The organism is Limnohabitans sp. TEGF003 (genome assembly GCF_055395455.1).
The window spans coordinates 1492036-1506256 of record NZ_AP029225.1; the positions used below are offsets into that span (position 1 = coordinate 1492036).

The window sequence follows — 14221 nt, forward strand, 5'->3', positions numbered from 1 at the left end:
AGCAGTGTCACATTTAGGTGTCCCATTTCATGGGAAAACCACAATGAAACTGCCTTCCTATCTGGTCAAGTCCAGACATGGGGTCTTCTACTTCCGTTTGACTGTGCGAAATGAGTCAGGTGTTCACGAGAGACGGTTCTCTTTGGGAACCCGTGAACCACATCAGGCCAAGCTCAAGGCACTGTATATTTCAGCAGAGTTAAAGGGATCAAGAGTGAGCACAGATTACGACCCGAACAAGCTCAATCTGGATGATCTGAGCACCTACCCAAGTGATGAGCGACTCAGGCAAGAAATTGCCAAGGGGGATGCCATCGCCAAAGTCCTGCTGGACATCAAAAGCAGGCATCTAAGCAATGCTGGCCGTGCTGTCCGTCCATCCCCAGTGCTTACTGCTGAGGATGCTCGCTCACTCCAAATCATCGTTGGCAATTCCACCTTGATTGCCGATCCCAACGATCCTGCCGATCTCAATGCTGCTCTTGCGATGGCCAGAGCTCTTGGTGCAGATGCCAAAGCAATCACCCCCCAAGAATTTGACATCACCAAACAAATAGGCACCAGCGAAGAACAGCCCAAAAACAAGCCATCCGGCTTCACCTTGGATGAGATGATTGGCCGCTACCTGGCTCGCTCAAAGGGAAGGTTGGCAACCAAGACTCACTATGAGTACGAACGGATGCTCAAGAAATTTGAGGTCTGGTTGTATGCCAAAAAGAGTGCCAGTCCCTATGCCGTTCGCCAAATCACAAGATTGGACATCGCAGATTTCATTGATGATTTGATGGCTGAAGGATTGACGGCCAGTGTCATCCAGAAAAAATATCTGGCTGTGCTCAATGGTGTTTTTGGGCTTGCTCAAACCCTCTCTGCCATTCCTGCTGGTGACTTGCCAACCAGCAGCCATAAGATTTTCACGAAGAGGGACCAGAAGAAGTCACATCACCTCAACGGCTACAAGCCCTACAGTGATGATGAGTTGGCACAAATCTTCAACCATGAGAGCTTGCTGGCCTTGGAGCAACCGGCAGACTTTTGGCTGCCCTTGCTTGGATTGCATACAGGGGCAAGGATTTCTGAGCTCACACAGCTATTGCTCACTGACATCAAGATGGTTGATGGCATTTGGACCATTGACATCAATGAAGAGACTCAGGCTAAACGAACATCAGTCAGGTCATCAGGCAAAGAGAGCAGACCAAGAGAGGAACTGTCCAAGAGCCTTAAAAACAGTGCCTCTGTGAGAAAAATTCCCCTGCATCCGACACTCATCAAGATTGGATTTTTGGACTATGTGGAGTTGGTCAGGCCTTACAGGGGGGACCTGTTTCCATATCTCAATGCCGACACTTTTGGGAACAAGAGTGGCAGGCCCAGTGAGCGGTTTGGCAAGTACCTGGACAGTCTGAAAATCACCAGCAAGAACAAGGTGTTTCACTCATTCAGGTCAACAGCCAATGACCTTCTCAAGCAAGCTGGGGTGCCAGAGGAAACCAGATGCCAATTTGTGGGCCATGAGCACAACACCGTGAATTCTCGTGTTTACAGCCAGAGGCACACCGTAGAGTTCTTGCTCAACAATGTTGCAGACAAGCTGGTATTCCCTCACCTGAAACTGGATGACTTGAAGGCTCCCATTGAGAAGCAAAAAGCCGTTCTAGCTCATGAGGTCAGGAAGAGCGAAAGAATCATGAATCACAAGGCCAAAAGTCAGGATATGGTCAAGAGGCTGGACAAGCAACGAGCACAGTGAATAGGGCCGTAGGCTGCTGAAAATGCCCAGTCATCGCGGTTTTATTTTCTTAGTTGGTGTGGGTGCGCCATACTGAGACTGCCTGATGCCCTGAAGGACGTTCAACTGGTCTGTGATGGCTTTTGCCTCCAGTGAACCTACTTCACAGTCATTGAGCTGAATGCTCAGCGCCCTAATTTGCTCAGCGATTTCTGCAAGTGGGTTGAAAGCGGTGATTGCTCTTCCCCCCCTCCATTGCCCCCCTCGTCCTGATCCGTTTTGATATGGGTCTTGACGAAGTGGGACAGCTTGTTGTGATTGATCTGAAGCATCTCCAAATCCTTTGCCATCTTTCGGATGATCCCAGCCATGTGAATTACCCCACTGTCCTCCACGCGTTTGAAGCATGTTTCGCTCCAAGCCACCTGTGACATGAGTGTGTTTATGTGCCCTGTGAGGAGGTTCAGACGCTCTGAGTGGAGGAATACCACTTCGTGCATTAGCTTTCTCGGGTCCTGCTGTGGACCTCCTGTTGGTTGATTGTTGTCCATACACACGCTCCTTTCTTGTTGTTGTTTTGGGTGTTGCGTATTCCAGTGATGTTGACCAATCAATCCAGCAACGTGACCAACTAGTCCAATCGTTGTAACCATCGACAGCTATCGGCCATAAGCGGTCCTTGGCGCACTGCGAACACCTCAGCGTTCTTGCTCACGAAAAGAAGAAACCGTCACGCGCACCTGACGTTGCCCTATGTCTCATGCAAGGGCATACCCTAAACATTGCGTTCGTAATGTTATGATTATCCCATGTCTCAAGGTGTCCATCGGCCGAAGCGGCCCGAACTCGTCAAGGCGCTCCTGCTCGACGCATGCGCGCAGCAACTTCTAAGCGGAGGCCCGCTTTCCATCGGTGTGGTCGCCGATATTGCCGGTGTCACCAAGGGCGCTGTTCAACACCACTTTCCGACACGTGAAGACCTGGTGCACGCCCTCTACGACCATTTGGCTGAGGAGTTTCAAGCGCAAGTTGCAGACGACGGTTCCGGCGCTTCGGCTGCGTGGCGGTATGCCCGAATAGCCCTTCAAGGTCCCTGCGCTGATTCGGCTAAGAGAGGCAAGGCTCTCCTTGCGGCATGCGTCTCTGAACGGACAGTGAATTCGAAGTGGGTTGATTGGGTGCGCGGGGACCGCGTGCATGACGGAACCGACATAAACAAGCTACTGGCCCGTCTCGCCGCAGATGGACTTTGGCTTTCTGAAGTTTTGGGCATCTATGACCTGTCCTCAGGGGAGCGCGAAGCACTCAAACGTTTGATTCATCAACTAGCCGAAGGAACTTGAATGTCCCCCTATCTGCCCCTCTCTGTTGCCATCGTTGCAGAAGTCGTTGCCACCACTGCCATGAAGTCGTCAGACGGATTTACCCGGCTTTGGCCAAGCCTGATCGTCGTGGCCGGATACATGGTTGCGTTCTATTTCCTCTCGATGACCCTCAGGACATTGCCGACCGGCATCGCCTACGCAATTTGGGCAGGCGCGGGGATTGTGCTCATCACACTCGTGGGGTGGATCATTCACAAGCAGACCCTAGACCTCCCTGCACTTCTCGGCATGAGTTTGATCGTTAGCGGTGTGCTGGTCATCAACATCTTTTCTAAGTCAGGCGCTCACTAAATCGTCAAGGCCCGCTTTGGGTCGGAAGCTGACTGACAAAATTTGTGTTGCGAAATAGGAATTTGACATTAAATGCGGGGGGGGGGCTACCGTCCAACCCATGGAAGAGTTAGTGTTAAAGCCATTGATCTCATTGACTGTCCACTGACACTAATTTTGGAACCCACACACGCAGAAACACGTTTAAGAATGGCTGAGGCACAACGCGGCAAACCAATCTGGGAGACGTGGGTTGACCGGGCTGGGCCTGTCAAGCTCTTGAAACGAGCCGACTATGGTCAGACTGCTTTTGGCTGGGGTGGGAGCAACGGCCCTTGAAGAAAGACGGCGGTAATGGGGGCCTCGCTGGTTGAAAACCAGGTTGACCAAGGTCGGTCCAGAGAAAAACCATTGACCAGATGCCCAAGTTTCAGATGTCGGTTTGATTTGATGTGCGACCAAGGGGTCATCGATTGATCTCACGGGAGAAGATGACCACTTCCATTCGCCATTCAGGGGATGGGTAGATCCAGTGTTTGCACTTGAGATCAATTTCATGGAATAGATCGAGTGCGATAGGCGCAATCTCTGGCAACACCTTCACCCAAGACTGGCAATGGTGATAAGCGTTAAGCGCCAACTCTCGTAACTCTTGAGAGGAAATCAATTCTGATTTTTTGACGAGCAAGATGAGCGCAACCAACGCTTCAAATGTTCCGATTTCTGCCAACCGATAGGCCGTTTTTTCATCAAATTTCTGGAAACGATCTGGTTGCGGGATGGCCTGAAGCATTGGAGGTGCTGAAACCATCAGGAGATCCGTGATAGCAGGGGCTAATGCTTTCAGCTGATCGTCAATCCATCTCTGATTGAGCTGATCCCCACGCAACACAGCCCAAATAGGCGAATCAAAGTAGGACGCAGTACCGGGATAGTTTTGATCGGCAATATCAACTGAATATGGCTTGCCGACCATTCTTCGCGGGACACGCAAACCCGTTTGATAGCCATCCCATTTACGCGGGCGTACCACCCCTGCCTCTTTGTGTTTAACGATGGACGGCTCTATTGCCAACTCAATGGCGTAGGCACTTGGCAAACCCGACCTGGCTTTGACGGCATAAAACCAGACCTTCGTGCGCAAGACATCAATCGGATTTCGCTTGGGGCGACCCGGCTTTGGCGGTTGCAAAAAGGTGGGCATGGTCATGGTGTACAGAAACTCCGATTATCCGTTCGGGTTCCACAATTGCTAACTTTCGGAAACACTGCGTGACAACCGTAGAGAGACCCGAACAAATGACCACGAGTTCATGCGAGCCAGGCACCTTGGCTGAAAAGTTGAAAACAGAAATGGAGCAAACCCATGGCCCACTGCTGGGAGGCCTGCGGTTGGCCAACGCTCTGGGACACGCCAGTGTGGCGGGGCTACGACAAGCCAGATACCGTGGTCAAGTCGCCGTAACGCTGTTCACGTTGCCACATCGACGAGGTTTTTATGCACTCACCAGAGATGTCGCCCACTGGCTTGCGCAGGCACGAATCACGTCTAGCGCTGAATAAAACAAGGAGGGAAAAACCAGAACGACGCTAAATCTAGCCACCCAGAAACGCAAAAGCCCGAGGCGGACACCTCGGGCCTAGCGTCCGACCGAAGCCGAATCAAGTAGTACCTTGTGGGTTGGAGTATCGGTCGAGCATCCCCTCATGTCAAGTGGGCGGGAGTGGGTTAACTCACCCCGAGTGCATGCCTCCTGCACTCGTTTGACCAAAGGAGCAGTCCATGAGGCTACCCGTTCATTTGCAGCGTGACATTGCACGCCAGCACTTTTATGACCCGACGTTGGCTCACCGAGCAATTTCAAGAACAACTGGGACGCACCACGACACGATCCGAAAATTTCGACAGCAAGTGGATGCCTCTGGCTTGAGTTGGCAAGAGCTTTCGCCGTTAGATGATGATGCCTGGCGGGCAGCACTTGGAACCCAAGATCGGTCTGTTGCGCAACTCAAGACGCATCCAGATTGTGAATGGATTCATACCGAAATGCGGCGACCCGACGCAACTCTAGAGCGTCTTTGGCGAGAGTGGCGCGAGACCACCCCTGACGGGGTGGGCTACTCACAATTTGCCATGCTCTATAGCGCTTGGACAAAAAATCAGCATGTGGTGATGCGACGCACGCACCGACCAGGTGAAAAGCTGTTTGTGGATTTTGCGGGCCGGACCGTTGAAATCCGAGATCAAAACGGTGGCCCATCGACCTTTGCTCAAATCTTTGTGGCTGTGCTTGGGTACTCAAACTACACGTACATCGAAGCCACGGCAAGTCAGACCACCAAAGACTGGCTGAAATGTCACGCCAATTGTTTCGAGGCTCTGGGTGGTGTGCCAGAGTGGGTCGTCAGCGACAACCTTAAAGCGGCCGTTTGGCGGCGTGAACGGGATCGAACGGTGATCAACCCAGCCTACAGAGATTGCCTCAGCCATTACGACACGGCACCTCTACCAACGGGAGCACGAAAGCCCAAACACAAAGCCAAGGCTGAAGTGGGCGTGCAAATCGCTCAACGATGGGCTTTGTTTTCACTTCGTGATCGCATTTTCTTCAGCCTTGCCGAGTTGAATGCAGAACTCCGTATCAAGGCCGAAGAAATGAATCGCCATCCATTTAAACGGCTACCAGGCTGTCGATTGGATCGCTTTCTGGAAACAGAAAAAGCGAGCCTCAAGCCATTGCCTGGAACGGCATTTGAATTGAGTGATTGGCGATATAGCGTCAGGGTACAAGATGACTATCACGTCGAACATCAAAGACGCTTCTATTCAGTGCCTCACACGCTAGCACGAGAAAGCGTGGACCTCAGGTTTACATCCACTGTGATTGAAATCTTCCACCGAGGTCGAAGGGTTGCCCTTCACCCTTTAATTGAGACACAAGGAGATGCCAGCACGATACCAGAGCATCGGCCCGTCATTCACAGCCGAGTGCTTGATGCCGAACCTCGGGCATTGTTGGCATGGGCGATGAATGTCGGTGGCAATGTGGAGTTGATGATTCGCCATCAACTTGAAAACCGAAGCGACATCACAAACGGCGTCAAAGCTGCACGACGAATGCGTGACCTCGCAAGGGACTACGGTGAGGCCCGATTTGAAGAGGTCTGCGCCTACGCGATGCCATTGAATATCACCTCACTTCGCAGCATCACATCCATCCTCAAAGAGGATGCAGACAAACGTTTTTCTATCACTCAAGCACTCAAAGTCAAAGTCATTGGTGAATTGCGTGGTCCTAGTTATTTTGGAGAATCAGCATGAGCAGCACGCAACAAACCATCACTCGCCTTCGAGAGCTCAAGCTCGTTCCAATGGCCGATGCTTACGACATGCAGCTTCAGCAACCCAAATTGCATGATGTCAGTTTTGATGATCGCTTTGCAATGCTTGTTGATCACGAGGCATCCGAGCGTGAGGCCCGAAAGTTGAAGCGTTTGATCCGAGGCGCAGGGATGCCTGAATTGGCTTCATTTGAGGATGTTGAATACAAGGTAAACCGTGGACTAGACAAGGCACAGTTGGCATCTTTGGCAAGCTGTGATTGGATAAGGCGTCAGCAAAATTTGATCATCCAAGGCGCTACGGGTGTTGGTAAGACGTGGCTTGCGTGTGCATTTGGCCAGCAGGCGTGCAGGCTGAAAATGCCAGTCCTTTTCTATCGCGCCAGTGATCTTTACGGATCAATCACAGAGTCATTGCTTGATGGCTCATTGCCCGCTCTGAAGCTGTCATTGAGCAAACCAAGTTTGTTGATACTTGACGATCTGGGTTTGGGTGAGATGAATCAACATGCGTCGCAGTTCTTGTTAGATGTGATTGATCGTCGAATGCGCACAGGCTCATTGCTCATCACAACGCAGTACCCAACCGATCAATGGCATGGGTTTTTTCCTGATCCCACGCTGGCTGATGCGATATTGGATCGCGTGGTGCATCAATCGCATCGGTTATCCCTGAAGGGGGAGTCCATGCGAAAAACAATGGCTCGAAAAAAAATGCAATCCAGCTGATAGTCTGAGTAGTCAGATTGACCATGTCAGTCTGACTACTATCCTGGTCAAATCGCCATACTTTTTCTTTGGTCAACTTGCTGGACTGAGTGGTCAGCTTTGACTGGAAGTGATGGTCACGAGGGATTGGAGCGGATGGTCAATAGGTTCTGGAATACGCAGGTGTATCTGTGATGTGCACTGCTCTTATGGTCAGCAGTTGTTCTAGCCTTTTCTTTGCCTCCGAAAATTCCTCCTCACCGAAAATCGCGCGCTGCTGTTTGGCCTTGATTTCTGTGTAGTTGCTTTCGTGCTCATACAAAGCGCCTTTGAGCTTGATGGCCTTGGGTGTGCCCGGAAACTTGACGGAGACCGTTTTATCGCTGGCTCTTGTGACTGTGAGACCGAGCGTGTCTTCCATGAACAGCATCAGCTCTCGTCTGTCGTTGACAGTGCCTGACTTGACTGCCTTCAAAACCTCCGCGTGCAGGAGTTCAGATTTTTGCTTCTGGGTGTAATGCTTGGCTTTCCTCCAAAAGCTGTCCATCCCAAGTCTTGTGGGCTTTTCATGAACCTGCTTCCAGCCGTTTTCGTGGTTCACGATGGACGTGAAAAGAGACATCACTTCAATGGTCTGGTCACCAGGGGGATGTGGGCTCCAGCGCTTGCCTGCCAAGCTTTTTCCTTTACTGTTTTGCCCACCCAGCAACGTCATTGGCAACACGAAGTGGACATGAAATCCTTCAAGCCCAGTAGCCTTGTCGGGTTGCTCCCTGTGCAACACAAATAGGGCGTTGAATTGGTCTGCCTCAAGACCCGGTGCCACAACCTTTTTGAATTGGTCCAGTATGCGAAGAAGCTCAGCCCTTGTGGGTTGTTCTGTGCTCCTGAAAGCAATGCATCCACTGGCGTATTTATATTTGCGCTGGATTCCGTTGATGAGTTCAATCGTCAGTCCTGGTGAGCCCTCCAAAAGCTCTGGTTTGTGGGCACGCTCTTGCCCATCATGGTCATGGGCGCTCAGAAGGTATTTCACAGGGGCTTCGCCATTGCCTGTGCCGGTATTGAAGAACCTCACAATCACTTCGCACCTCCAGTTTTCGCCTGTGTGAGAAGCTCGTGAGCGACTTCCTGAATTTGCGCCAGAACCAATCGCACTTCATCATCAAGCGGTGAGCCTTGGTTCAAGTGGCGCGCGATTTGATTGACATTCACCCCAATCTTGTTGAGCTGGTAGGTGCAGTCCACCAGTGCTGTATATGTCTTGCGCTCGGTGGAGGAGGGGGTGGGCTTGAGCCCTTGCGCACGTAGGTATTGCGCGAGATTGTCAAAGCGGTGTGTTTTGCGATGCTTTTCAAGCGTCAGAAGCTCTTCGGGACTGACTCTCAGCACCACGCGTTCACTGCGCAAAAACGGATGTGTGTCCCAGTTGCCTGCCTGCCCTGATTTTTGTTTTCGCCTTGAAATAATCATGCCCGCTCCTTTCTTCTTATGCTTCGCACATTGCCAATGTGCTGTTCGGGTCTGGGTGTCCCAGCAAGTACCCATCTAGCGATTTCAGCGCACTGATGGGGTTACCTTGCTGTGGGTCCCTCTACTCATGTAAGCAGAAGAAAATCAGAAGTCAAGTACAGGGGTTAGCGCCTGAATACTTTGACACGACGTCCTTGGTTGACGAATGTGATGTCACCACCAAGGCTGGCATCGCGCGCAAATTGCTGATAGTCAATGTAGTTCTTGGCAAATTCGGGAAGCTCGCTACTCATGCCCGATTGGTCCCAGAAGTCTCTTGCCCAGTCTTCTTCACTGTCGTGTTCGCCGTCAAACGCCTCTAAAGCGGATTCAACATCGCTGCTCTGGTCAATTTCATCCAAATAGGCTGAGACTGTGTGGCGCTCTTGCTCATCCAAAGCCATCCAGTCCCATGTTCGCTCGTCCAGGGTGCATTCAGATATGAAGCTGGATGGGATGTCCTCCCAGTCCTGAAACATAAGCTCTGGGTCGTACTCATCAGCATGTAGTTTGTAGCAGGCATCAATGAATTCCTGCTTGTTGGCGTAATCCTCAAGGTCCAACCATTCACCCTTGATTGAACCTGCGTTGTATTTCCCATAGGTGCCGACGTAGATCTTGCTCATCTGTGCACCACCATTCTCGTAGCGTAAAAAATATTCATAGCTCCACCTCCTATATGTCTATGCGTGCTCTCCTTGTGTTTCGAAATGTCCCCTTGAGGGGCTGTGTATTGCTGAACTCCACAGTCGGCATCTTGTATTCAGTAAAGCGTGGAAATCAGCAAAGTCAATAGCATCTGATCAGATCTTGACCCTAGGGCCCAGCGATGAGTGTTTGCCATGCTCAAGGTTGGATTGAAGATCGCGATACAACAGCTCTGTCCGGAACTCAACCGCGAAATTTGTCCTGTGCAATTCATCGTGGGTTTTAGCGGTCAACATGAAGTCTCCGTAGCGTTCGCCGACTTCAATCGCATGAACTCCCACTTCAATTGCCAGCTTCCTCCTACCCATCCTATCTAGGGCAAGGGCGGTTGATGCAAACACAGGATCGCATTCCTGCTGGTAGTAGCACTTCTGGAGAATCTCCTTCACAAAAGCAAGGTGCCGATCTTCAAAGTGCTGAAGGTGTGAGTACCGAATTTTTCCATCGCCTGCTCTCAGCTTCGTCATCAATTTTCGGATGGCATCCACTTTCAGCACGCTGTAGAAATCTTCATAAAACGGGTCTTCAACATATTTGAAGCCGTCAATTGGCTGGTGAAGACTCCAAGCGACCGAAGGGTAGTTCTCATAGGCTTTTCGGTATTGGTGCCAGTTGATACCTGTGACGCAACGATCGTGCCTTTTTGGGGCTTTGATGGATCCGTTGAATTCCTGAACCCTCCAGTTTGCATACGTTCCTCCAAGCTCGTGAACAACCCGGGCAATCCACAAAGCATGGAAAGCAAGATTCTTGACAGTTACCCCGTTTACCTGGTGAGTGAATCGGACGGTGATTTCCGACTCAATGGCATCCCTGATGCTCATAACCCAATACCCGAAATCGTCTGCAAGAGAAGCAAAAACTGCTGCTGCATCTTTGGACTTGAAGATGGCGATGTGATCAATCTCAACCTTGACGTTGTGATTCGGGTACTGCCGATGAACCACTCCGACCACGTTGATGGTGTACTCAGCGCTTGACAGCAATGCTTCCTGAAGAGCCAAGTTCTTCCATGTCCTTTCGCACTCAAATTCGGTGACATGAGCCTTCACAAGTTCAGTGGTGTTGATAGTGGTGCTCATGCTGCCTCCTTTTCTGAAAACACAGGGTCATTGGCGCATTCATTGCCCCAGCCATCCCAGCCCATCGCTGGGGTTCCTCGGCAGAAGAGCTCAATCTTGCGAAACTCTGGATACATGGCATCAATCACTTCACGGATGCGTTTGGGCTTTTCGCTTGGTGCACCGGTTGGATCGTCAAAGACAGATGCCTCGCGTGCTTCGTACGGAACCTCTGGCACATCACCGCGAGTGGCGATCAAAAGAAGTTCGTGCTGGATGCGGAAATATGCGCCTTGACCTGCCTTTTGTTTGTCCCAGATCGCATGTGTCTTGTAGTTGAAGCCCCAGGATTCAATCACCTTGAGAGCATCACCAATGAGCGATGCTGAGCACCACAGGAAAAGAACTGCATCCTCTGATGCAATGGTGTTCACAGGCATGGCTTGGATGTCTTGAAGTGACATCGTTGGATAGCCAAGTGCCGCTTCGCTGATGTAATCCCAAGCAGGGTCCGCGTAGATCACGTTGTATGTTCCGGCTTCGGCAGCAAGTGGCTTGTTGTTGGCACGCTTCTCCTCAATGGCCTCAATACGCTTCTTACGGCGGTCCGACATGGCTGACTTGCGAATTTCCTTAGCCATCTTGAGAATTTCTTTGTCACCCAGCTCCAGAACGATGGCTTGCTTTCCTTCGTCCAAACGGGCGATGGAGCTGGCATTCGTCACATCAAGCTTGCCGTTTTCCACAGCTTGAACAAGTGCGGGGATGCCATCTTTTTCCACGATGCGTGCACGCTGAATTGAATCCACCGAAACATTCAGCATCTGCGATGCCTGAGCCTGTGTTACCGCTTGTGCGGTATTCGCCCGCTTACCTTTTCCAAGTTGGGCAAGACTGTTTGCCACCATTGCTCGCTGGCTGTCATTCAAATGACGGCGCTTCAAATTCATGCTGACGATGTATTCGGCAACGGTTTTTTCGGTCACATCAACTGCTTTGTATTGAGGTTCGATCCCCAACTCACTGCAAGCGCGCATCCGTTCACGACCATCAATCACTTGGTTGCGATAGACCAAGATCGGTTGGCGCAGACCGTTTTTGGCGATGTCCGCCTTCAATTCCTGGAATTCAGATTCGCCCATTGCGGGGAAGATGGAAGTTGCTGCATGGGCAGGCAGCTTGATGCTGTCTGTGCTCCAGTCGTCCAGAAAATCATTGTCATTGGCTGCGCTCTCATCTGAGATGAGGTTTTCGTCAACCACGTGCTCATCTTCATCGTAGTAACCGAGAAGTTTCAAATCGATGAATTGATCAAGGCTTTTTGCACCGGTAAGTTTTTTCATACTATTTCCTTTTTAGTTTTTCCCGAACGACACCGCGTCTTTCGGTATTGGAATTGTTCCTTTTGGGCCACTTTCTTTCCCTGAAGAGAAGGGCCCTATACACTCTTCCTTGACAAACTTAGAAAGGCACCGTAGGAATGGCTGGCTCACTCTTGGACCGTCTGTGTTCGGTCGTTTGGTACAAGACAATTGCTCTGGCTTTGGATGCAAAGTCCCCCAATGCTGTTGCCACCAAGATTGATGCGCTTCGTTATGAGGACATCGTTCGTAGAGGGGTGAAAACTGCGCCTAACTTTGATATGAAGTCGTTTGCGCCCTACGCCAAAGGAAATTCAGCCCCATCAAAGCCAACCATCCACATGGTGGAGGAGCTTCTAGCGCACTTGATGCCAAACACTTCTCATGCCTTCTATGTCGGCCCTTTTTTGACAAAAAGGATCAGGCAGAGCGATGAAGAAGTCACGTTGACTCAAGCGATTCCTCTGTGGGTGGCGCTTGCAGGTCCAGCTCATGCACTGCGTTCAGTTTTATCGGGCGTGCACGAGGAATTTCAAAAGATGTTGGTTTACGGCTCTGATCCCATTGAGCACGCAAACAATGCAATCGAGTGGATTCCAATCGCACCGACTCAGCAGGCTTTCATCTGGGTTGACGATGGCACGTTAGATGAGCTGCATCTCGTTGACCGGATTTACAAACAGAACAAGGATGCCTTCAATCTGGAGCAGCTTACGTTGATGGTCCTTTTGTGGCGCTACAGCATGCTGACGCAGAGGCATTTTCCATTCTTCAATTACCTCATGCGTGAGCTCTACCTATCAGCCATACCGGATGTGCTTGCTGAGTACGGCATCGCCGATGAATTCATTCAATACTGCAAACTGCTGGAGCGGCACTATTTCAGCTATCTGAAAAAGCTGGAATCCGGAGAGTTTTCAGAGGAAGATGAGCCGCTGGTCAGATTCTGAAATGGCGCTTGTGCGGTATTTTTGGCTTTCGCCAATTTTTGTTTTTCTTCCTCTCTTTTCTGTTTCTTCATCTTCGATTTCTGGAGATTGGCTGTTTGTCTTGTTCCTCCTCGTTGGCCCTATCCTTAGGTTCGGCCTAATTACCTGATGTGGGGCGTAGTGGACTCGAACGGTAGAAGAGCACACTAAATTCCAGCCTTCAATGGTCAGTCAGGATGAAAGGCAGGTACTTGCGAACAGTTTTGATGTTCTGTCCTGTGTGCGTTGCCAGCAACTTCGCCGTCATCTTGTTTCCATACAGGGGCGTCAGTTCTTGGTAGGCTGTTCGGATGGTGTTCAATGAGTTGGTGCGTCTGACTTCATTCGTGTAAGCAGCACCTGCTGACATTCGCTCTGTGGCTGATTCGTTCGTGAACGTAAGAACCTTCGCGCGCCCACTGAGCTCGTTCCTGTTTTTCCAAACCCATGCGCTGACAGACTTGGCTGTCGTTTTGACTTCATTGAATTGAAGCGGTTTCTGGAATGAGGCGTTGATGGCTTCAGCTTGACCAAGAGCCGTTTGGAACCACACCTCTTCATTGCTGTGTTCTTTAACAGCTGTGTATGCCCATAGTCTGAGTGTGTGGAAAAGCTCATCATTTCGCCCGCGTATCTCGCACTTCTCAGCGTCAGGCTTTACCCATCTGACTTCGGGCAGGTCAAAATATTCGGTGAAATCACCCAGGTGGTACTTGGCTGGAAATGTCTCAACGGTCCATCGGTCATGCAATGGATTCTTGGTTAGCGTGTGCGTGAAAGCCAAGTCGCCTTTGAGCTGGCGAGTCATCTCCAGTTCGATAGCCTCAAAGTATTGTTGTGGCTTCTGGTGTGCTGACTGGTGGTAAGCAACGGGGGTGATGAGCTCGTACAGATAGTGAGCGTGCCCGTTGGCTCTGTTGGTGGTGATGATGGTTGGAGGAGGGACTTTCAGTTCTTCAAATTTGTGTCCCGCATCCGGGTAGTCCAAATCGAAGCTGAGGTACTTGCGGTAAACCGGGTTCAACCCACAGTAGGCAAACTGGTTGACTTTTTCACGCTTACGAAAAAGCGTGCCCTCCGTAAAGTCGTTGGTCGTGATGACTGAGGTGTTTAGGTGATCGTAGAAATTCGTTAGCTGCTGGTTCATCTTGCTCCGGTTGTGTTGTAAGTACAA

General features: G+C 50.8%; 14 protein-coding genes. 6 read left to right on the top strand and 8 right to left on the bottom strand.

Annotation, left to right across the window (positions count from 1 at the left end):
- The first annotated feature begins 43 nt into the window (after positions 1-43).
- Entirely contained in the window at positions 44-1753 is a 1710-nt protein-coding gene (locus ACZ5RT_RS07335; RefSeq protein ID WP_464454036.1) for a site-specific integrase, read from the top strand.
- Positions 1754-1783: 30 nt separating this feature from the next.
- Here ACZ5RT_RS07335 and ACZ5RT_RS07340 read toward each other — a convergent pair whose 3' ends face one another.
- Entirely contained in the window at positions 1784-2140 is a 357-nt protein-coding gene (locus ACZ5RT_RS07340) for a hypothetical protein (protein ID WP_464454037.1), read from the bottom strand.
- A 401-nt stretch (positions 2141-2541) separates the two neighbouring features.
- Here ACZ5RT_RS07340 and ACZ5RT_RS07345 point away from each other — a divergent pair, with 401 nt between their 5' ends.
- A complete protein-coding gene (locus ACZ5RT_RS07345) occupies positions 2542-3075 on the top strand; it encodes a TetR/AcrR family transcriptional regulator (protein ID WP_043008328.1) in 534 nt (177 codons plus the stop codon).
- Complete coding sequence (gene qac / locus ACZ5RT_RS07350; protein ID WP_043008326.1) at positions 3076-3408, top strand: Qac-pB8 family quaternary ammonium compound efflux SMR transporter; 333 nt, start codon at positions 3076-3078, stop codon at positions 3406-3408.
- A gap of 445 nt (positions 3409-3853) precedes the next feature.
- Here the strand turns inward: qac and ACZ5RT_RS07355 are convergent, their stop codons facing one another.
- Positions 3854-4597: a hypothetical protein gene (locus tag ACZ5RT_RS07355; RefSeq protein ID WP_089957680.1), complete on the bottom strand. Its 744-nt coding sequence runs from the start codon at positions 4595-4597 to the stop codon at positions 3854-3856.
- 573 nt (positions 4598-5170) lie between these two features.
- Between ACZ5RT_RS07355 and istA the strand changes: the two genes are divergently transcribed.
- A complete protein-coding gene (gene istA / locus ACZ5RT_RS07360) occupies positions 5171-6709 on the top strand; it encodes an IS21 family transposase (protein WP_464454038.1) in 1539 nt (512 codons plus the stop codon).
- On the top strand, positions 6706-7458 hold the full coding sequence (gene istB, locus ACZ5RT_RS07365; protein ID WP_108311091.1) for an IS21-like element helper ATPase IstB: 753 nt from the start codon (positions 6706-6708) through the stop codon (positions 7456-7458). Before istA ends, istB begins: the two co-directional genes overlap by 4 nt.
- 139 nt (positions 7459-7597) lie before the next feature.
- Here istB and ACZ5RT_RS07370 read toward each other — a convergent pair whose 3' ends face one another.
- The 5 genes from ACZ5RT_RS07370 to ACZ5RT_RS07390 form a co-directional block, all read right to left on the bottom strand.
- On the bottom strand, positions 7598-8521 hold the full coding sequence (locus tag ACZ5RT_RS07370; protein WP_464454039.1) for a hypothetical protein: 924 nt from the start codon (positions 8519-8521) through the stop codon (positions 7598-7600).
- Complete coding sequence (gene mobC / locus ACZ5RT_RS07375) at positions 8518-8910, bottom strand: plasmid mobilization relaxosome protein MobC (protein ID WP_464454040.1); 393 nt, start codon at positions 8908-8910, stop codon at positions 8518-8520. Before mobC ends, ACZ5RT_RS07370 begins: the two co-directional genes overlap by 4 nt.
- A 164-nt stretch (positions 8911-9074) precedes the next feature.
- Positions 9075-9575, bottom strand: a complete 501-nt coding sequence (locus tag ACZ5RT_RS07380; protein WP_464454041.1) for an antirestriction protein ArdA — start codon at positions 9573-9575, stop codon at positions 9075-9077.
- A 177-nt stretch (positions 9576-9752) separates the two neighbouring features.
- The gene (locus ACZ5RT_RS07385; protein WP_464454042.1) at positions 9753-10739 is read right to left on the bottom strand and encodes a hypothetical protein; all 987 of its coding nucleotides are present in this window, start codon (positions 10737-10739) and stop codon (positions 9753-9755) included.
- Positions 10736-12061, bottom strand: coding sequence for a Spo0J and IME4 domain-containing protein (locus ACZ5RT_RS07390; RefSeq protein ID WP_464454043.1), 1326 nt, complete (start codon positions 12059-12061; stop codon positions 10736-10738). The genes ACZ5RT_RS07385 and ACZ5RT_RS07390 overlap by 4 nt, the downstream gene beginning before the upstream one ends.
- Before the next feature lie 137 nt (positions 12062-12198).
- On the opposite strand from ACZ5RT_RS07390, the gene ACZ5RT_RS07395 reads away from it, so the two are divergent.
- Complete coding sequence (locus tag ACZ5RT_RS07395; protein ID WP_464454044.1) at positions 12199-13029, top strand: hypothetical protein; 831 nt, start codon at positions 12199-12201, stop codon at positions 13027-13029.
- Between the two features lie 199 nt (positions 13030-13228).
- Here the strand turns inward: ACZ5RT_RS07395 and ACZ5RT_RS07400 are convergent, their stop codons facing one another.
- Positions 13229-14194, bottom strand: a complete 966-nt coding sequence (locus ACZ5RT_RS07400) for a replication initiation protein (RefSeq protein WP_464454045.1) — start codon at positions 14192-14194, stop codon at positions 13229-13231.
- Positions 14195-14221: the final 27 nt, after the last annotated feature.

Bases quoted from the DNA above. Each gene is read 5' to 3' on its own strand.
- ACZ5RT_RS07335 (WP_464454036.1), top strand. From the start codon at position 44: ATGAAACTGCCTTCCTATCTGGTCAAGTCCAGACATGGGGTCTTCTAC.
- ACZ5RT_RS07340 (WP_464454037.1), bottom strand. From the start codon at position 2,140: ATGCTTCAAACGCGTGGAGGACAGTGGGGTAATTCACATGGCTGGGAT.
- ACZ5RT_RS07345 (WP_043008328.1), top strand. From the start codon at position 2,542: ATGTCTCAAGGTGTCCATCGGCCGAAGCGGCCCGAACTCGTCAAGGCG.
- qac (WP_043008326.1), top strand. From the start codon at position 3,076: ATGTCCCCCTATCTGCCCCTCTCTGTTGCCATCGTTGCAGAAGTCGTT.
- ACZ5RT_RS07355 (WP_089957680.1), bottom strand. From the start codon at position 4,597: ATGACCATGCCCACCTTTTTGCAACCGCCAAAGCCGGGTCGCCCCAAG.
- istA (WP_464454038.1), top strand. From the start codon at position 5,171: ATGAGGCTACCCGTTCATTTGCAGCGTGACATTGCACGCCAGCACTTT.
- istB (WP_108311091.1), top strand. From the start codon at position 6,706: ATGAGCAGCACGCAACAAACCATCACTCGCCTTCGAGAGCTCAAGCTC.
- mobC (WP_464454040.1), bottom strand. From the start codon at position 8,910: ATGATTATTTCAAGGCGAAAACAAAAATCAGGGCAGGCAGGCAACTGG.
- ACZ5RT_RS07380 (WP_464454041.1), bottom strand. From the start codon at position 9,575: ATGAGCAAGATCTACGTCGGCACCTATGGGAAATACAACGCAGGTTCA.
- ACZ5RT_RS07385 (WP_464454042.1), bottom strand. From the start codon at position 10,739: ATGAGCACCACTATCAACACCACTGAACTTGTGAAGGCTCATGTCACC.
- ACZ5RT_RS07390 (WP_464454043.1), bottom strand. From the start codon at position 12,061: ATGAAAAAACTTACCGGTGCAAAAAGCCTTGATCAATTCATCGATTTG.
- ACZ5RT_RS07395 (WP_464454044.1), top strand. From the start codon at position 12,199: ATGGCTGGCTCACTCTTGGACCGTCTGTGTTCGGTCGTTTGGTACAAG.
- ACZ5RT_RS07400 (WP_464454045.1), bottom strand. From the start codon at position 14,194: ATGAACCAGCAGCTAACGAATTTCTACGATCACCTAAACACCTCAGTC.